The sequence below is a fragment of the Puniceibacterium antarcticum genome (assembly GCF_002760615.1).
GTDB lineage: Bacteria > Pseudomonadota > Alphaproteobacteria > Rhodobacterales > Rhodobacteraceae > Puniceibacterium > Puniceibacterium antarcticum.
The window spans coordinates 1-17,161 of sequence record NZ_AWWI01000179.1 but is presented as its reverse complement, the minus strand read 5'-3'; the positions used below and the strand labels follow the sequence as shown (position 1 = coordinate 17,161).

The window sequence follows — 17,161 nt, the reverse complement described above, 5'->3', positions numbered from 1 at the left end:
AGGCAGACTTTGGTCGGCATTTTTTGGTTGGCTCAAGTTGACATGACAATACAGCCCAGATGACCTTAAGCATGCATATCACTCACATCAATAAACTGACAGCAGCAAGCAACACCCATACCTGCTCAGTCGCGCAAGACAGCCATTGCATCACTACTCCAACCGACCCAGACGGGATCAGCACCAAAGGACTGACCGGTTTCAGCATCAACGAAGGCGCGCAGCGACGCGCCTGCAGCTTCGTCGATCATCAGATCTACTGCCATGCGGCTTCCGAGGAAGGTCTTGCCCACGACTCGCCCTTGGACGGCATTACAGCTATCGGGGCGCGCCTTGTGAAACCTGAGCTTTTCGAGCCGCAACGAGGCGGTGATGTCGTCACCCGTGCGCGGGGCACCGCCCGGTGCATGGCCACGCAGGGTCTGGCCGAACCAATCCATGACAACGGCATCGCCCTCTAGGCCGCGCATCTTGCCGGACAGAAGGTTGGTTTCGCCAATGAATTCGGCCACAAACCGGCTCGCGGGGTGAAAGTACAGCTCTTCCGGGGTGCCGTCCTGCTCGACCCGCCCCTTGTTCATGACGACTACGCGGTCGGACATGGTCAGGGCCTCTTCCTGATCGTGAGTCACGAAAAAGAACGTCTTGTTGGTGCGCCGCTGGATCGACTTCAGCTCTTGCTGGACTTGGCCGCGCAGCTTGGCATCCAGTGCGCCCAACGGCTCGTCAAGCAAAAGCAGCGCGGGATCTGGCGCCAGCGCGCGCGCCAGCGCCACCCGCTGGCGTTGCCCGCCCGACAACTGGGCAGGATAGCGGTCGCCGTAAGTGTCGAGTTCGAGGAAGGACATGATCTCATCCTGACGCTGGCGGATGGATTTTTTGTCCATGCCCTTCAGCTCCAATCCGAACGAGATATTCTGGCGCACCGTCATGTGTGGGAACAGAGCGTAATCCTGAAACACCATGTTCACCTGACGTTTTTCCGGTGGCTGCAGCGTGACATCCTCGCCATTCAGGATCACGCTGCCGGATGTCGGGCGCTCAAACCCGCCAAGAATGCGCAGCGTGGTGGATTTGCCGCAGCCCGACGGGCCGAGGAAGGTCACAAACTCGCCACGCGCAATGTCCAGCGTAAGGTTGTCCAGCGCGGTCATATCTCCGAATTTCTTGGTAACGCCTTTGAGACGGACAAGCGGGGTATCGTCATTCATGCCTGAGTATCCTTGTTCAAGCGGCGGGTGAAACGCTCGGCCCAGATGCCGATGGCGGCAGTGACAACAAGCGCTATGGTGGCAATTGCGTTGATCTCGGGCGACATGCCCGATTTCAGCTTGGCGAAGATCAGCACCGGCAAGGTCGGATCGTAGCCGCCCAGAAAGAAGGAGCGGACAAAATCGTCAAAGCTGAGCAGAAGGCAGAAGATGCTGGAGCCGAGAATTGCAGGCATCAGATACGGCAGAGTGATCCGCAGAAAGGCGACGATCGGATCCGCACCCAGATCGCGGGCTGCCTCGATCTGACTTTTCGGCAGGGTTGAAAGCCGTGCCATGACTACCAGGGCCACGAACGGGACGTTGTGAACCGCGTGGGCCCAGATGATCGCCCCCATGCCCGGTTCGATCCCCAGCCAGCGGGCATAGATGCGGAAGGCAATCGCCGAGATGATGCCCGGCACCAGTGCGGGAAGGACGGTCAGCCCAAAGATCGCCGTCCGGCCAATGAACTTGCGTCCCTCCAGAAGCACCGCGATCCAGGTGCCGACGGCCACGGCGACAATCGTCGAAAGGACCGCAATTGCAGTGGAATAGCCTAGGGTAGCAAGGACCTCAGCATCCTCGAAGACGCCGGTATACCAGTCCAGCGTCCAGGACCGGATCGGAAAGCCGATGAATTTGCTATCCTTGAATCCCATGAGGATCATCAGGATCAGCGGGACAAAGACGTAAAGGACGAAGGCCCAGTAGACACAGGACAGCACAATGCGGTTGCGACGGTTCATTTGCTGTCTCCCTTGCGCAGGGCATTCATCAGTTTCTGGAACACGCTGGTCAGGATCAACGCCGTCAGGAACATGATCGTCGCAAACGCCGCGCCCGTGGGCCATTGATCACCGGCCACGTGAAAGAACCCGGCAATGGTTTCGGCAAAGACCGTTGTAGAGGGCCCGCCCAGCAGAACTGGTGTTGCATAGAAGCCCGTCGAGATCAGAAAGACCAGCGTGCAACCCGAGGAAATCCCCTCAATCGTCAGCGGCAGCGTCACCCGCCGGAACCGGGTCCAGGCCCCTGCCCCAAGATCAGCTGCGGCTTCATTGAAGCTCTTGGAAAGCTTTTCCAGCGCGGAATACAAAGGCAGCAGCATGTAAAGCGCGGTCAGATAGACAATACCGACGCCCATTGAAAAGCTGGTGTACATGAATGGAATGGGCTTTTCGATCAGGCCGAGCCACTTCAGCATCATGTTCACCGCACCGGTATTGCCGAGCAGGATCATGATGGCATAGGTGCGCACGATTTCACCAACCCAGAAGGGGATGAGCAGCAGCAGCAGATACAGCATCTGATTCTTGCGGCTGACGTGACGGGCCAGAAAGTAGGCCACCGGATAGGTCAGGATAAGCGTGCAGAATGTGAACACGCCGGCAAAGGTCAGCGTCCTGAAAAACGGTTGCCAAAAGATCGGATCACCAAAGAAGCGCATATAGTTGTCGAGCGTGAAATGCTGCTCGACACCGGGTGCAACTGGATACGCATCGGTCAGGCTGACCCGCAACATCTGCAGCATCGGGCCAAGATGCTGCGTCAGCACCCAGATCAACGGGAAGGCCGCCAGGATCAAGAACTGGCGCCGTGGCGAAGCCGTCAGGAAAGCCATCAGAATCTGATAAAGCGGCCAGCTTGTCAGCCGACCCCAGAACGTGCGCTCGCCGGTGCCCGGCGCGACGGCACCGCTGTGCGCGCGTGCTGCTGCGTCATTACTCATGTAGGGAGTCCTCTCGAGGAAGATCGGGAAGCCCGCCCGCCGAAAAGGGCGGGACAGGCCCGGTTCATTGCAGCGCTCAGGCGGCCTTGATCGCTTCGACGGCGGGATCGACGAGACCGTATTTCATCTCGTTCGCCTCAGCGCGGAAGAACTGCAGGTTGGCCAGTTCTTCATCAGAGAACGAAGTCGCCTTCTTATCGACATCGTTCAGGTAGTTGGACGCGTCCTTGTAGGTCGAGATAAAGCCCGATGCCTTTGTCATCGCAGCACCGATTTCCGGCGAGGCAAGGATGGCATCCATGAAAGTATAGGCGTTGTCTGCATTGGGCGCGTTATTGGCGATGTTGAAGGTGTAGACAAAGCCATAAGAACCTTCTTTGGGGATCGTCATCGCCAATGGAAAGCCGTCCGTGATCAGCGCTGCCGCCGGACCATTCCAGCTTTGAGCCATGGCAATGTCTTGGTTGACGAACATCTGCTGAAGCTCGGCGCCGCCGTCGTAGTATTTTCGCACGAGCGGCTTCTTCTCGATCAGGAACTGCTTAGCCTCCTCGACGATGGCTGCAGCTTTTTCGGGATCATCCAGATAGGCGACCATGTTGCCATCATAACCCATCTTCAGCATGATGATCGAAATCATGTCCTGAATCACATAGGCGGTCTGGCCCTTGTATTGCTCGGAAAAAAGCGTGTCCCAGCTCTGGGCCTCTTCAGCGCTCACCAATTCAGTATTGTACGACAGCACCTCCATCCCCGAAAGGATCGGCATGCCCCACTTATTGTCATTAATGGTTGACCAGTCGCTTTCCGAAAAGGTCGGGTTGATCTTGCCCCAGTTGCTCAGACGGTCCGTGTCGAGCGGCGCAAGCAGGTCGCTTTCGATGAACTGCAAAAACCGGTGACCGGCGACGGTCATGATATCGACCGACGGATTGGGGGCCTCTGCCGCCAGCAGGTTAAACTGCTTGCCCTGATCATCCACAAGACGAATGTTGACCTTGATGCCTGTATCAGCCTCGAATTGCTCTTTGAAAGCTTCGGGAACGAAGTCGTTGTAGGTCCAGATGTTGACCTCGCCACCCGCGGCGTTCGCGCGGCGCAGGTAGGCGGGGCTGGCAAGGGCAGCACCGGTCATCGCGGCTGTGCCCAGAAAACGACGGCGATTAAAGATGAGTTTCGTCATTGGTGACTTCTCCATGTTGGCTTCGTTTTTTTCCGTATCTTTTATCGTTCACGACACCATATCGGGCGTGGTCTGCAGCATACCGGTACGGGCGGCTTGCCGCAGATCATCAAGGCTGAAGCAATCCAGCTTCAGCGCATTCAGCAAGGTATTTTCAGAAGCAAAATCAACACCATACATTGCCGAAAAAAGGGCAATGCCGGCCTCGTGCAGGGTCGCAGGCTTGCCTGCCAATCGCCCCAGAACAGCGGTCAGTTGCAAGCCATAGGGCACGTCCTCGGTCACATATCGGCTGTCCGCAGTTGCGGGTCCTGTGCCGCCATTGCCTTGTGCATGCATCTGCTGGTTCATCTCCGAGATCGACGCGATAGGCACGTGAAAGCTCAGATGAAAATGCTCGAAGATGGTCCTCACACTCAACCCGAGCGTTTCGGCGATGGCGAGCCGTTCAAGGTCGAGCTGTTCAAGCAGTCTGCCCACCTTGGGTGTTACGTTGCGCCCTTGGCTCCAGACCTCGCCCTGTTCCATGCGGGTGATATTGCACAAGGCGATGCCCAGATGGTTCTGCGGGTTCAGGTTCGAAAGGGATATGGCGAGCAGCCCGTCACGCGACCGGAACCGGTCCCCGAACAGCCGCTGACACACGGCCATGGCGCAATCTGCACGGGTTTCAGGCACGGTACAGAGGTCCACAAGCGTGCGAACTGTGTTGACCTGCACAACGGGCCCGTCCTGCCGCCGACCGGTCACAACCGTGGTGCCCCAGGCCGTGATCGGCACATGGACATTCCGCGCCGCCAGCGCCTGCATCAGATACACTGCACCAAGCGAGGCGTGGGATGAAATGATGACCTGCTGCCCCTCGCGGATATGGGGCGCAAGCGCATCCATAACTGCCTTGTGCCCATAGGCAGGCAGCGCGATCATCAGTACGTCGTTTTCCTCAACCAGCTGCTTTGCACTGGCCGCAACGCGCGGGCTGAACTCTGCCTCGATTACACCCTGAGCTTTGAGCGGCGCGGCTTTAAGCGCCTCTGTCCCGGCCCCAGAGGGAGACCAAAGCATCGGATCATGGCCGTGCTGGTGGAGCAGTGCTGCAGACCCAAAAGCGATGCCACCGGCCCCTGCGATTCCGATACGGATTGCTTCGCTCATGCCGTTGCCTCCTGACGCACCGGATCGCCAAGCACATGCATCAGCCGGTTGGCCCAGCCGAACAACGCCGAGGACAGGATCAGATCGAGAATTTCCTCATCGGAAAGTCCAGCGTCACGCAGCGCGTCCATCTCCGCCTGCCCCGCCGCAGGCGGTGCTTCTGCAGCCTTGCGGGCAAAATCAAAGATTGCGCGATTTCGCACCGAGAGATCGGCATTTTCACCTTTGGCGAAAAGTTCATCGGTGACTCCGGTGTCTTTTTCTAGCTTGGCATGCCGGTCGGCGTGGACGGCAGCGCAATAAATGCAACGATTGACCATCGACGCGCCCAGTGCGCCCAGCTCTCTTTCCGACCGGGACATCCCACCGGCATCATACATGATCGCGTTGAACAGTGGTGACCGAACGGTCAGACTTTCGACATCGTGCGCCAGCGTCAGCACATAGTCGGAAACCTTGGTGTTCGACGGCGTGATCTTCAGAGCGTCAAGCTGCTCAGGTGTTGCCTCGTCCAGCTTGACGGGTGTGACACGCGGCTGCCAGTGCGGCACGGTACGGGTAAATTTGTGGACAATACGGCTCATGCGGCTGCTCCTTTCATCAGGCGAAGCCCGGCAATCACGCGGATCTGATAAGCCAGAAAGGCAACCAGTTCGCACAGCCGGACAATATCAGCATCCGAAATCCCGGCACCTTGAAGCGCGAGGATATCCTCGGCGGCAACATCGCGGGTCTCGTTGGCGACCTTGTCAACAAAGGAAAGAATGACCTCAAGCCACTGATCCGCGCCGGTCTGATCCAGAACGGCACGATCTCCGGCACCCGTCAGATAGTAGCTTTCCAATGCCTCATCACCGGCCAGCAGTGCCACGCGGGCCGCAAGCGCCGCGCGCAAGACATGGTCGAACGCCCCGAAATCCCGCGGACGCAGCACCGCATCTTCTGCCGCTTGGGTCAGCTCGATGATATTCGCCCGGGTTGCAACGGCGCTGCCGATTTCGCCGTCTTGTGTCACGCCGGACATTTTCACAGCTGTGGTTTCAAAAATATTCATGCGACCCGACCTTTCACAGATTGCGCGCTGCCCTCAAGATCTGAGGGCTCCCATTCATCACCGATCAGCTCTGGTGTGTCATAATCGAGCATTGCCTGCCAATGCGCCTGCACATCCTCGCCAAAAAGCTGCGCGGCAAGCGAACGTGACAACCATGCCGCGCCTTCGCTGATTCCGGGGATGTCGCCGCTGACCTTTCCCAGACTCGCCGCCGCGCCGTAGTTGAAGCAATAGACGCGGTTCAGCCACGGCGCCGTGCCGGCCTCTTTCTCGCGAAAGGTAAAGTCAGGGTTCAGATAGGGGAATTTCCCCAGATCGACGGATTTTTCATCCTCGGGCGCCTCGTAGACATCCTGCCACAACAAGATCTCGCCCGCCGTCTCACCAAATTCGACCCGCGCCATCGGATCAATGACGAACCCGGTGCCAAGGATCACGAAATCCGCCTCATACGAGGTGCCATCGGCAAAGTGGACAACCGCACCCTTCCCCTGCGGTTCAATGCGTGTCGTCGCCTTGCCAAAGTGAAAATAGGCGTTGGGATGACGGCTGACGCGCTTTGTAGATCCATGTGGGGGCGGTGTTTGGGTCGCAAAGCTGTAGCGCATGAAGCGCCAGCGCCATTCGTCCGGCAAACTGGCATAGCCGGCCGTAAAGCCAAAGCTGCCGATGCCCATCATCTTGTTGATCCGCGGCATGTCCTTGCGCCGGATCAGATGGCGCACTTCGGCGGCACCATGTTCCAGCGCTTCGGCGGCATTGTCCACAGCAGACGCGCCGACGCCGATGACGGCCACCCGTTTGCCATTGAGGCTGTCAAAATCGATGTCATCAGCGCTATGCGCCCACAGATGACGGGGCAGATCCTTGATAAAGGCCGGAATGTTCGGCCCCCCGGTGCCGTCTCGCCCGGTGGCAAAGACCAGCTTGCGGGTCAGGATCGTACCCGTTTCGGACCCCGACACCGTCAGTCGCAGCAGATCGCCGTCGGGCTCCACATGATCGACCGAGATGCCGTTTTCGACCGGGACATCCAGCGATTTGCGGTACCAAGCCAGGTACTCCATCCACATCGGGCGCGGGATCTTGTCCAGCGCGTCCCAGGCCTCTGTTCCGAACTGCGCGCGATACCAGGCCTGAAAGGTCAGCATCCCATGCCCGAGCGCCGGCCCCGTCAACACCTTGGGCGAGCGCAGGGTTTCCATCCGGGCATAGTTCAGCCATGGCCCTTCACGCCCTTCGGCAGAGCGGTCCAGAACGCGCACATTGCGAATACCCGCCGTGTTCAGGGCAAGCCAAGCGACCATACCGCACATTCCGCCACCGATGATGACAACGTCACTCACACCTTCGCGCTGGGGGACCCAACCCTTGCCGGGATAGCACAGAAACTCAAGCTCTTCCCTGAGGCGCGCCTCAAGCTCAGGCAGACCTCGGCCGTCTATGGGAGAGGGATCCATCGTTTTCATACGGTCATCCTACGGAAAATTGGAGATTTGGTTCAGCACCGGTCCTAGCCTTTGGCCCAGACTGGATGCAGCTCGTCTATTCTGAAGTCATGCAGATGCGAATGCAGCGACCCTTGGGCCGGAACGGCGTTCAGATGCGGGTGATCCTCGGCAAGTTCGGGATGGCTGTGCGTGCGCTCCAGCGGGTCATGCGCTGGCCAGACGACCATCGCAGCCGCAGCAACAACGGCACATGTGAGTGACAGAATGAGCAACGCCCACTCCAGAGAAAGCTGCGCCGCAAGCCAGCCCGCAAGCGGATAGGCAATCAGCCAACCCGCATGGCTCAGCGAAAATTGGGCCGCAAAGACCGCAGCACGGTTGCCCCGTGTCGCAGAGCGCGTGATGATCAAACCGCCCGGCGTCAGCACCAGCGACGATGCAGCGCCGAAAGCAACCCACACCGGCGCAAGCCCGGCAAAGGGCAGCGATGGCAGGACCGAGAAGCCGACACCGATGGCCGCAAATCCAAAGGCGCCCAAAAGCATGACACTGCGTTCGTTCACCTTGCGCAAAAACCGTGCCGCACAGATCGCACCCAGCGCCGCGCCCAGCCCATAGCAGACCATCAACCTCGGATAGAAATATTCGGCATCTCCCAGACGTGCACCAGCATAGACCACCGAGTTCACCAGAACCCAGGCCATGGCCAGCGACAGAGAGAAATTCAGCAGAAACAGACCGCGCAGCCGTGGCGTGCGCCCATAGATCCAAAGCCCCCGCAACGCGCGCTTCAGAAATGGTCCTTTGCCTTCGGCCTCACCACGGGACGGAAACCGCGTGGAAAGCAGCGCAACGACCGACCCCAGAAAGGCCAACGCCGATGCATAAAACAGCGTCTCACCCGGCACCACGTTCAGCAATGTTGCCGCGATCACCGGGCTCAGAACGGATTCGAGCGTATAAGCGATACGAGACCAGGCCAGCGCCCGGGTATAGCTTTCTTCCTCTGGGAGCACATCCGGAATCACGGATTGGAACAACGGCGTGAACCCGGCGGCCAGTACAAAAAAGGCAAAGGCCAGTACCGCCAACTGCCAGGTTGAGGTGACAAGCCCCATGGGCAGAAGCAGCATCATGCGCCCGAAATCCAGCCCCACCATGGCCCGTTTGCGCGAAACCCGTGACAGCAGCGTCTCGGCCAGTGGCGCTAGCAGCACGTATGCCACCATCTTGAGCGCCAGCAACAGTCCCAGAACCTGACCGCCGGCAGCCGCACCGCCAATTCGGTAGGCCATCAAAGACAGGGCGACAGTCAGCAATCCTACCCCGACCAGCGAACAGATCTGTGCCGCGAACAAGCGGCGAAAGGTGGGGTCTGACAGCGGACTGTTCAAGAGGCAAGACTTTCTGCGGGGGTGCTTTCAGGGATGAACCGGGCGGTCGCAGGATCGGCCCGATAGTGGCTTTGATACTTTTCAGCCGCGCGGGCGAGATTGTCCACAGCACAAATGACGACATCTGCCTTCTCGTCACTCATAAGCGCCGACAGATTGAGCCGGACCCAACCCGGTTTTTCCAGCTCTTCGCCGCAGGCGATCGCATTTTGCATCTGCGCCGATCGCGTCGCGTCCAGCCCCAGCAATCTGTGCGCATAAGAACCGGCGCATGCACAGCCGCCCCGCGCCTGCACGCCATGCACATCGCTGAGCAGACGGGTAAAGAACTGATGGTGGACATGGCCACCTGCACCGTCGCGCACCCGGAAGGAAAAGATCGGCAGGGACTCTGCGTCGGTGTTGCCCAGCAGTTCGATCCGTGGGTTCTGCGACCAGACCGCCAGCGCACGGGCGCGCAGCATGGCCTGCCGCTGGCTCAGAAAGTCCTGCCCCAGCGCCTCTTTCACAAGCAGAGCAAGTGCGACGCGAATGTCACCAACCACATTCGGCGTGCCGCCCTCTTCGCGATCACTTAGCTTTGACGAATAGCTATGCCCCCAAGGCGATACGAAACTGACAGTGCCCCCGCCGGGCAGAGTCGGTGTCGTGCGGCAGGCAATGGCGTCCCGCAGGATCATAACGCCAGAGGCACCGGGCCCACCGGGAAACTTGTGTGGTGAGAACACGATCGCATCTTTGGCCGCATCAGTGCCTCCGCCCATTCTCATGGTCATATAGGGCGCACCGCACCCATAATCCCAGATTGCCAGCGCGCCGTTCTGCTTGAGCAGGCGCGTCACCGCATCCACATCTGTCGTGATCCCCGTCACGTTCGAAGCTGCCGAAAACGAACCAACTATCAGATCTGCGCCTTGCGCCGCCCTCAGCGCCTCCTCCAACGCGACCAAATCGGGCCCGCCTTGCCCAGCTTCCGGGATCTCGACGACCCGCGCCCCGCTTTCCCGCCACGGCAGAAGGTTCGAGTGATGTTCATAGGGGCCGACCAGCACGACAGCGCGCCCGCCCCGAGCAGCCATTGCGGCAATATCCAGCAACCCGACGATGCGGTTGATTCCAGCGGTCGATCCGGATCCGGTAAAGACCACGCTGGTTCCTTGCCCCGCACCGGTAATCCGCGCCACCTCCGCCCGTGCCGCCTCGCGCAGACGCGTTGTATAGGCGCCACAAAAGGAGGCCTGCGTGTGGCTGTTGGCGTAAAAAGGCAGCACCTTTTGACGGATGAAATCCTCGACCTGCACCAAGGCGCGCCCCGAGGCAACGTAATCGGCATAGACGAGGGTCTGGGCGCCGAATGGGCCTTCGATCTCCATATCATCGCCGATCAGACCGTTTCGGATACGATCCAGAAGGTCAGGCGCAGCAAGGGTTTTCTTGAATTCGTTGAGGGGGGACATCCCAGCTCCGTCACTTTTGGCAATTGATGCAAGATTGACACGTGAAACTGGATAATGTTCACCTGATTTTGCCTTGATAGAATTAATATTCGATCATATGATCGCAAAATGAATGAAAAATTAGATCATATAGATTTACGAATTCTAGAAGAGCTTCAGCGCGACTCTGCGCAATCGCAGCGCGCCCTCAGTGACAGGGTCGGCCTGTCACAGAATGCCTGCTGGCGGCGCCTGAAGGCACTGGAAGCAGCGGGCATCCTGCGCAACCGCACCGTGGTTCTGGATCGCAAGCAACTCGGCTTTGGGCTGGTGGTTTTTGTGATGATCAAGACGCGCCATCACTCGGCTAGCTGGCTAAAGCAGTTTCGCCAGCATGTTTCGACTCTCCCGGAAGTGATCGATTTTTTCCGCATTGGCGGCGACTACGATTATCTGCTCAAGATCGTGACAAGGGACATGAACAGCTATGACGATGTCTACAAACGGCTGATCGAAGATATCGAGCTTGAGACGGTCACCTCGTATTTCGGAATGGAAGCAATCGCCGAACAGCGGCCGATCCGGCTGACCTGATGGCATTCAGCGATTGGCCGCGCAAAGAGAAGCGGGCAACGGTGACTGCCAGACCCACTTACTGAAAAGCCCCAACGTCCACGGAACGTGGCTGCACTCTTAAATGACAGTTGATCAAAATGGCCCAGCTGTCGGAGTTATGTCCTCTAAAAAGCATGCCCTGCCTCACGAACCAACCCTCCTTCTGGAGGGACTCCACTCATGCTGTGACACACAGCCCACAGTGCGTCAGAGACGGCGGCATGACTATTGCGCGAGCACTGTGCCTCCCCTACTCAGTGCAATTCGAACGGCCCGCCTTTCTGGGGCTGGGGCTTGAGGTCCCGAAGTTCGACGTGTCCAGAATTGGACGACACTCCGCGAGGGTCGTCCAAAAAATCGTTGAAGAATTTTGCCTTTGACCTGAATCGTCTGGGATTCCCATTTGGTAAGTTATCTGCTTCACTTCCGGCAGGAGGTGAAGAATGGGCAGACCTTTCTCAATGGATCTTCGCGAACGAATATGTGGGTATATTTCTGCCGGGCATTCTCCACGCGCAGCTGCGCGCGTGATCATCAAGTTGCCACTCGATGTCATGCATCAGCTCATTCATTAGCATTTCCCCAAGCCGGTTGCCTTTATGCTTTACCCTCGTAAGTCGAAAGTTCCCTTCTGGAGACAGGATGCAGACGACGTTGATTATGTGACCGCCCCCTGACGGCATAAATGTGTCAAGGTTGGCCTGCGATGATCCACAACGGAGGGCTGTCATGTCGCAGATTATCACGGTCGGGCGTGACCTTGCGAAGGAAGGATTCCAAGCCCACGGTACAGATGACTCCGGCAGAGCGGTCCTTCGCAAGAAAGTTAGACGGGATGAGGACCTTGATTTTTGGATGGCTCACTGTTCAGGCCCTTGGGGAACACGGCGGCTGATCAAACTCTCGAATGGTCCATCACGACCCAGCCACTTGCGATTCAGCCATAAATGGTGTGGCGGGCAACGGCTCCTTCATGCCGCGCGAGCCGAATTCAGCATAAGACAAGTCACATCTCATGGTAACTGGCCGACTAACTCAAGCAACTGCCCTCGCCGCAGTTTCATACGCAAGACCCCTCGAGTTGCGCCGTCAGCTCCATGAACCTGAAACACATCCTTTACCAGAGGGAGCCCCACAGTGAGAATCTCCGGCATGACTGTCATCCTTTGTGGATCATTCCAGGCCCACCTTGGCAAATTGATGCCGTCGGGGGGCGATCACGTCATAAATGGCCCTTTCACCTTCATAGCAACTACAACACAAGCCAGCCGAGCAGGAGGGCATAGAGGATGGCGGCGGCGATGAAAATCCAGCCCCAGGCCATCAGTCTTCCCACACAATGTAACGCATGGCGTTAAGATGTCTCAAGGTTTCCATTCTTACGTCTTCCGCATCTGGCCGACGCCGGGGCGGTGAGTTCTAGAGGCTGTGGGGCGTAACCGCAGCAAGCCTAATAGCGAGGGCAAGAGCCACATTGGCCTGAGGAGCCGGAGAGTTTTGTGCGAATTGAAGCGCAAAGTTAAACTGCACATCCCATCTCTGCACAGGCATTGCCACCCCGAGTAGGGTCGGTTTGGTCTCATTTCTGCGGTGCCACGGGGAACCCTGCAGGGTAGGGCAACGCAGGTCGCTATTTTGCTATCTGAAATGCTGCGTCTGGCGACGAGGCGCTGCACGGTAATCAGATCGCCAATGTACATGTATATATGAATACTTTACGCAATTTAGGAACGAACGTCTTCATAAAACTGCAATTGTATTAAAAATGGATTAAAGCGGTTTGATTTTAATCTGAATCGCGTGGGATTCCCATTTGATCATTTGTCTGATTCACTTCCAACAGGAGGTGTTGGATGGGCAAATCGTACTCAATCGATCTTCACGAGCGGATCTCGGGCTACCTCGCCGCCGGTCAGTCGCGACGCGCAGCGGCGCGGGTGTTCGGCGTCAGTGCCAGCACGGCTGTCAGGCTTGCGGCCGAGTCTCGCTGTAGGGGCGTCGTTACGCCAAAGTGCCAGGGCCGCGCGCCCGGGACTTCGGGCAAGCTCAAAGCGCACAGTGCGTTCCTGGTAAAGATCGTCAGGCCGAAGCCCGACAACACCGTAGCGGAGCTGGCTGGGGCGCTGCAAGAGACATATGGCGTGTCGGTGCTGCTCTCTTTGATCCATCGGGCGCTGATCCGAGCCAGGTTCTCAGATAAAAAGGCCTTATCGCACACAAAGAGATCGCGTTTTGCACTGAGGGCGTGAGCGGTGGCTCTTGCACGTAAAGACGAGTTAGTCGACATTGAACAACGCCTACGCGGCGATTTGCACTGCTATTGATCGGTTCGTGAAGGCGTTGATCACCATTGGTCCCTTTGAGCGGGCGGAGCGCGAGGTGCCCATCGGTCTTCATGTGGCCAATTTCCGGCTCGATCGCGCTGCGCCGTCGGAGCTACGCTTTCAGCCCATCCGTCAGCCCGCGGCGCATGCCGGATATCAGAACTCGGGTCTTTGCGACGCCGTGTCCGCGCTAGCCACGATCGACGACGGCGAGGTCCGGGCGGCGGTCCGTGAGCGTCTCGACCTGTTCCAGGGCCTCGGCCAGGGTGTGACCGTCGTACGGATTACCTGGCATGGCGCGCATGCCAACGACGAGCCCTTCATCGATAGTGGTGGCGAGGCTGACCTTGCAGCCGAACTCGTAGCGCACCCGCGCCTTACCTTTGGAGATTCAGTCGACGTCAGGCTCATGCAGGGCGTAGATCTTGCCCCTTCCCTTCGGGGCCTGGTGCAGAAGCTTTGAAACCCGCGCCAGCATCTCGGCCACGTTGTCGCGCATTGTACCCGCTGGGATGTCGTCCAGCCGCTGACGAATGTCGCGCATGGCACGGCCCTCATATCCGCGCAGCGTTCTCAATGCCTTGCGCATCCGCTTGTATTGGCGCGCGTGCGCATACCTGCCGATCTGCATCGCCAGCCGCGGTGCCTTGCGCGCATAGGTCTGGCGCAGGTCGAGGCCGAGGTCTTTCGCCAGCGCGACCAGTTTCACCCGTGCCTTCTCGTAGAGCCGGGCGTGGGTCCTGTAACGGCTCTTGCAATCGAGACGTTTGCACCTGACCTGGTCACCTTCAAACGCGGTCTCGACCGAACTACAGCGCTTTGTATTGTATCTGACGCAGTTACATCGCAAGGCGCGTTCGACCGAAGGGAGAGGCAGCGTCTTGCGATTCAAATCAAATGCAAAGTGCTCTAACTGGAAGATCGGCAAATCCGACGTCAACGTCCTCGTGCTGGCCGTGGTTACCGAGCGCTGTGGTCATCAAGGGCACCGGACGTGCGCCCGGCCTCGATGGTCTTGGTGAGCAGCCAATCGGCCCCTTCCTCTCCGATCCGCTTGCGCCGGCGGGTCAGCGAGGAAGGATCGATGGGCGGACGGTGCTGAAAGAAAACCTCGCCGGTGAAATGCTGGTGGTAGGGATTTTCGACCCAGCGGGCGACAACAGCTTCGTCGGAGAGGCGATAGGCGTGCTGAAGATACAGCAGCCCCGCGACCAGGCGGGGCGATGTCGCTGGACGCCCTGTTGTGTAGGGAAAGAAACCAGCCCATTCCGTCTCGAAGAACTCCCAGTCGATCAGCTTTTCCAGCATCGCCAACTCATGGCGCAGATCGATCATGTCGGTCAGGCGAGGACGCAGGAGATCATCCTGCTCTTCATCGCAGCTCCGGAAATTGCAAGGTTTCAGGACCCAGTATGCGAAACCCTGCAATTTCTTGCTACAGTTCTTCCAAGATCGCCAAATAAATTCAGACACTTGCGACATATTCAGGGCGAACGACCGAGAGTCGCGTAGTGTGCCCGAATTGAATTCTGCGAGTCAAAGCTCTTCTACCTGATCTCAAACGCCGCTCGGGTAGCAGAGCTTGATCAGGTGATCCTCCGTAAAATTACAGGTCACTTTGGGATTCTCGGAGAACATGTATACTTGAAGTGAAATTCCATTACCGAGCCGAAAGCTCCCTAAAAAGTGTCGGTCAATGCACATAACGAAGTACAGGCAGTTCGCCGGCCCAAAAGACGGTTACCGAGGCGAGGTAGACCGTATTATGGCACTAGAATATGATCATTTCCTGAATGTGGCCCTTCGAGTTTTTGGAGTGCCTCTCGCAGGCATCCTTATATCGGTTTATACTAATTCTATGATGTCTACCTATTGGAGCATCCTCTACGTTTTATCTTATATCGCCATATGGGTATATGCCAAGAAGTTAAGCGCCCAAGTTTCTGTTATTCAATGCCGCGTTACACATTTATTAGTCCTGTTGAATACGACTGCTTACATTTGGTTTCCGGCATGGACATTCAGTCAATTGGATAGAAATTTATTCCTTGTGGGCGCCGGTTTGATCGGAGCTCAGCTTGTCCAACTTGTTCATAGGGCAGACACGTCTTCATTTTTAATATTTGGGAATATAATCATTGTATTTATTGGAATGTTAGCATTTTTTGGATTGGTGTTGCCTCAAATTTCCAGTCCCTTAGCATTGTTCGGTATCGTTGCAAGTTGGCTGGCGCTTTTGGGAGTTCTGGCCCAGTCAATGTTGGGGGCGCGAAAAAGAATAATGGCAAAGAATGCCGCAGACAATCAAGCCTTTCAGGCACAAAAACTTGCGTCCATTGGGCAATTGGCAGGTGGTGTTGCCCATGACTTCAACAACATCATCACCGCGATTTCCGGAAACCTTGAGCTTTATGAAGTTCTGGCGGATGATAACGAAAAAGATCAGGCGGTTGCGGCAGCGCACGAAGCAAGCCTTCGCGCTGCCAAAGTTGTGAAACAAATTTTAGTGTATGCGCGTCAATCACCTCTAAGATTTACGATGATCAACGCGAATGCGCCGCTTTATAGTTTGAAAATTCTGACGGATCATCTCATTCCTTCCAAGGTCAGCTTCACTATCCACCCTCTTACCGAGGCCCCCATGATCAATGTGGATGCCAGTCAGATCGAGACAGCGCTCCTTAACCTCGTGCTCAATGCGGTTGATGCAACACCTTCCGGCGGAAACATTTCGCTTTCGGTTCACATCGTCGAAACAAAAATGTCCAAGCATGTTGCGGGCGGTCGATCCCTGGACAGTGGAAGCTACGTTGCCTATAAAGTGGTCGACAGTGGTAGTGGTATTCCACAGGATGTCCTTAAATTCGTCATAGACCCTTTTTTTACGACAAAGGGTGTAGGTAAGGGAACCGGACTTGGTCTCTCGATGGTCTTTGGTTTAGCCGATAGCATGGGTGGCGGACTGGAGATCCAGACATCGCAATCCGGCACGACTATGACGATGTTCATCCCAGTATGAGTTGTTGCAAAGCTCACATGTTAGGTGTGACTTCCCCTTTCCCACTCGCGTCATCCCAAGCGGACGATATAGACGCTGCCGTAGGCGTTGAAGCGGTTCATGAGTAAGCGCGATGCCGCCCCCCTCCTGCCATTGCTGAAGTGGACCTGTCATGCCGTGCGCATGTGCGTCATTGGGGTGTTGAATTTTGGAAAGAGACGGCAAAAATAATGGGCTGCTTATTCTTTCGCTTCCCCTCCAAGGGTAAAAAAAGAATAAAATGTGGGTACAGGATAAATCTTTTGTGCAGCGCCAAGGCGCCTGGGTGTTTGTTTCCGTGCTGTTGATTGTCACTGAGAATTGAACCGGCATTGTCACCGAGACTTGACCCACCCAATTGTTATGTTCTTTGCGTCATTATGGGGGCGTGTCTGCCACGCAGCCGGGATAGAGAGTGCTGAAAACGATACCCGTCTCGGCATTGTACCGTGCATCAAGCTCGCGGCTCATGACGTTGCCCCCAACTTTTATCCAGCGTGAGCGAGACTCCGGGTTTGAGTTTTGCCGAT

13 protein-coding genes and 4 pseudogenes are annotated in these 17,161 nt (G+C 57.2%); 4 read left to right on the top strand and 13 right to left on the bottom strand.

Annotated elements, in window-relative coordinates:
- Nucleotides 1–125 precede the first annotated feature (125 nt).
- The 10 genes from P775_RS24940 to P775_RS24895 all read right to left on the bottom strand — a co-directional run bounded on the left by P775_RS24940 (nucleotide 126) and on the right by P775_RS24895 (nucleotide 10,676).
- Nucleotides 126–1,211, bottom strand: a complete 1,086-nt coding sequence (locus P775_RS24940; protein ID WP_099913521.1) for an ABC transporter ATP-binding protein — start codon at nucleotides 1,209–1,211, stop codon at nucleotides 126–128.
- Nucleotides 1,208–1,999 (bottom strand): ABC transporter permease, encoded by a 792-nt coding sequence (locus tag P775_RS24935; protein WP_099913520.1) that lies wholly within the window; start codon nucleotides 1,997–1,999, stop codon nucleotides 1,208–1,210. The genes P775_RS24940 and P775_RS24935 overlap by 4 nt, the downstream gene beginning before the upstream one ends.
- The gene (locus P775_RS24930; RefSeq protein WP_099913519.1) at nucleotides 1,996–2,982 is read right to left on the bottom strand and encodes an ABC transporter permease; all 987 of its coding nucleotides are present in this window, start codon (nucleotides 2,980–2,982) and stop codon (nucleotides 1,996–1,998) included. The genes P775_RS24935 and P775_RS24930 overlap by 4 nt, the downstream gene beginning before the upstream one ends.
- 76 nt (nucleotides 2,983–3,058) lie before the next feature.
- Nucleotides 3,059–4,165 (bottom strand): ABC transporter substrate-binding protein, encoded by a 1,107-nt coding sequence (locus P775_RS24925; protein ID WP_099913518.1) that lies wholly within the window; start codon nucleotides 4,163–4,165, stop codon nucleotides 3,059–3,061.
- 48 nt (nucleotides 4,166–4,213) lie between these two features.
- On the bottom strand, nucleotides 4,214–5,320 hold the full coding sequence (locus P775_RS24920; protein ID WP_099913517.1) for an NAD/NADP octopine/nopaline dehydrogenase family protein: 1,107 nt from the start codon (nucleotides 5,318–5,320) through the stop codon (nucleotides 4,214–4,216).
- Nucleotides 5,317–5,904 carry a peroxidase-related enzyme gene (locus tag P775_RS24915; RefSeq protein WP_099913516.1) on the bottom strand — a complete coding sequence of 196 codons (588 nt, stop codon included), beginning with the start codon at nucleotides 5,902–5,904 and terminating at the stop codon, nucleotides 5,317–5,319. Before P775_RS24915 ends, P775_RS24920 begins: the two co-directional genes overlap by 4 nt.
- Nucleotides 5,901–6,374, bottom strand: a complete 474-nt coding sequence (locus P775_RS24910; RefSeq protein WP_099913515.1) for a hypothetical protein — start codon at nucleotides 6,372–6,374, stop codon at nucleotides 5,901–5,903. The genes P775_RS24915 and P775_RS24910 overlap by 4 nt, the downstream gene beginning before the upstream one ends.
- Nucleotides 6,371–7,843: an NAD(P)-binding domain-containing protein gene (locus tag P775_RS24905; protein ID WP_099913514.1), complete on the bottom strand. Its 1,473-nt coding sequence runs from the start codon at nucleotides 7,841–7,843 to the stop codon at nucleotides 6,371–6,373. Before P775_RS24905 ends, P775_RS24910 begins: the two co-directional genes overlap by 4 nt.
- A gap of 44 nt (nucleotides 7,844–7,887) precedes the next feature.
- A complete protein-coding gene (locus P775_RS24900; RefSeq protein WP_099913513.1) occupies nucleotides 7,888–9,219 on the bottom strand; it encodes an MFS transporter in 1,332 nt (443 codons plus the stop codon).
- On the bottom strand, nucleotides 9,216–10,676 hold the full coding sequence (locus tag P775_RS24895; RefSeq protein WP_099913512.1) for an aminotransferase class V-fold PLP-dependent enzyme: 1,461 nt from the start codon (nucleotides 10,674–10,676) through the stop codon (nucleotides 9,216–9,218). The genes P775_RS24900 and P775_RS24895 overlap by 4 nt, the downstream gene beginning before the upstream one ends.
- Before the next feature lie 108 nt (nucleotides 10,677–10,784).
- Between P775_RS24895 and P775_RS24890 the strand changes: the two genes are divergently transcribed.
- Complete coding sequence (locus tag P775_RS24890) at nucleotides 10,785–11,249, top strand: Lrp/AsnC family transcriptional regulator (RefSeq protein ID WP_099913511.1); 465 nt, start codon at nucleotides 10,785–10,787, stop codon at nucleotides 11,247–11,249.
- A 750-nt stretch (nucleotides 11,250–11,999) separates the two neighbouring features.
- Nucleotides 12,000–12,125: pseudogene (locus P775_RS29275) on the top strand (IS110 family transposase); the annotation flags it as partial.
- Between the two features lie 161 nt (nucleotides 12,126–12,286).
- On the opposite strand, the pseudogene P775_RS29270 reads toward P775_RS29275, so the two are convergent.
- A pseudogene (locus tag P775_RS29270) lies at nucleotides 12,287–12,424 on the bottom strand (IS110 family transposase); the annotation flags it as partial.
- Nucleotides 12,425–13,123: 699 nt separating this feature from the next.
- Between P775_RS29270 and P775_RS28285 the strand changes: the two are divergent.
- The gene (locus tag P775_RS28285; RefSeq protein WP_099913510.1) at nucleotides 13,124–13,519 is read left to right on the top strand and encodes a hypothetical protein; all 396 of its coding nucleotides are present in this window, start codon (nucleotides 13,124–13,126) and stop codon (nucleotides 13,517–13,519) included.
- Between the two features lie 94 nt (nucleotides 13,520–13,613).
- On the opposite strand, the pseudogene P775_RS24880 reads toward P775_RS28285, so the two are convergent.
- A pseudogene (locus P775_RS24880) lies at nucleotides 13,614–14,333 on the bottom strand (transposase family protein); the annotation flags it as partial.
- Between the two features lie 235 nt (nucleotides 14,334–14,568).
- Nucleotides 14,569–14,929 (bottom strand): annotated as a pseudogene (locus P775_RS24875) (transposase); the annotation flags it as partial.
- A 430-nt stretch (nucleotides 14,930–15,359) separates the two neighbouring features.
- Between P775_RS24875 and P775_RS24870 the strand changes: the two are divergent.
- Nucleotides 15,360–16,613: a sensor histidine kinase gene (locus P775_RS24870; RefSeq protein ID WP_180287575.1), complete on the top strand. Its 1,254-nt coding sequence runs from the start codon at nucleotides 15,360–15,362 to the stop codon at nucleotides 16,611–16,613.
- Nucleotides 16,614–17,161 lie beyond the last annotated feature (548 nt).

Excerpts from the sequence above, each read along its gene's own strand:
- P775_RS24940 (WP_099913521.1), bottom strand. The coding sequence starts at position 1,211 with ATGAATGACGATACCCCGCTTGTCCGTCTCAAAGGCGTTACCAAGAAA.
- P775_RS24935 (WP_099913520.1), bottom strand. The coding sequence starts at position 1,999 with ATGAACCGTCGCAACCGCATTGTGCTGTCCTGTGTCTACTGGGCCTTC.
- P775_RS24930 (WP_099913519.1), bottom strand. The coding sequence starts at position 2,982 with ATGAGTAATGACGCAGCAGCACGCGCGCACAGCGGTGCCGTCGCGCCG.
- P775_RS24925 (WP_099913518.1), bottom strand. The coding sequence starts at position 4,165 with ATGACGAAACTCATCTTTAATCGCCGTCGTTTTCTGGGCACAGCCGCG.
- P775_RS24920 (WP_099913517.1), bottom strand. The coding sequence starts at position 5,320 with ATGAGCGAAGCAATCCGTATCGGAATCGCAGGGGCCGGTGGCATCGCT.
- P775_RS24915 (WP_099913516.1), bottom strand. The coding sequence starts at position 5,904 with ATGAGCCGTATTGTCCACAAATTTACCCGTACCGTGCCGCACTGGCAG.
- P775_RS24910 (WP_099913515.1), bottom strand. The coding sequence starts at position 6,374 with ATGAATATTTTTGAAACCACAGCTGTGAAAATGTCCGGCGTGACACAA.
- P775_RS24905 (WP_099913514.1), bottom strand. The coding sequence starts at position 7,843 with ATGAAAACGATGGATCCCTCTCCCATAGACGGCCGAGGTCTGCCTGAG.
- P775_RS24895 (WP_099913512.1), bottom strand. The coding sequence starts at position 10,676 with ATGTCCCCCCTCAACGAATTCAAGAAAACCCTTGCTGCGCCTGACCTT.
- P775_RS24890 (WP_099913511.1), top strand. The coding sequence starts at position 10,785 with ATGAATGAAAAATTAGATCATATAGATTTACGAATTCTAGAAGAGCTT.
- P775_RS28285 (WP_099913510.1), top strand. The coding sequence starts at position 13,124 with ATGGGCAAATCGTACTCAATCGATCTTCACGAGCGGATCTCGGGCTAC.
- P775_RS24870 (WP_180287575.1), top strand. The coding sequence starts at position 15,360 with ATGGCACTAGAATATGATCATTTCCTGAATGTGGCCCTTCGAGTTTTT.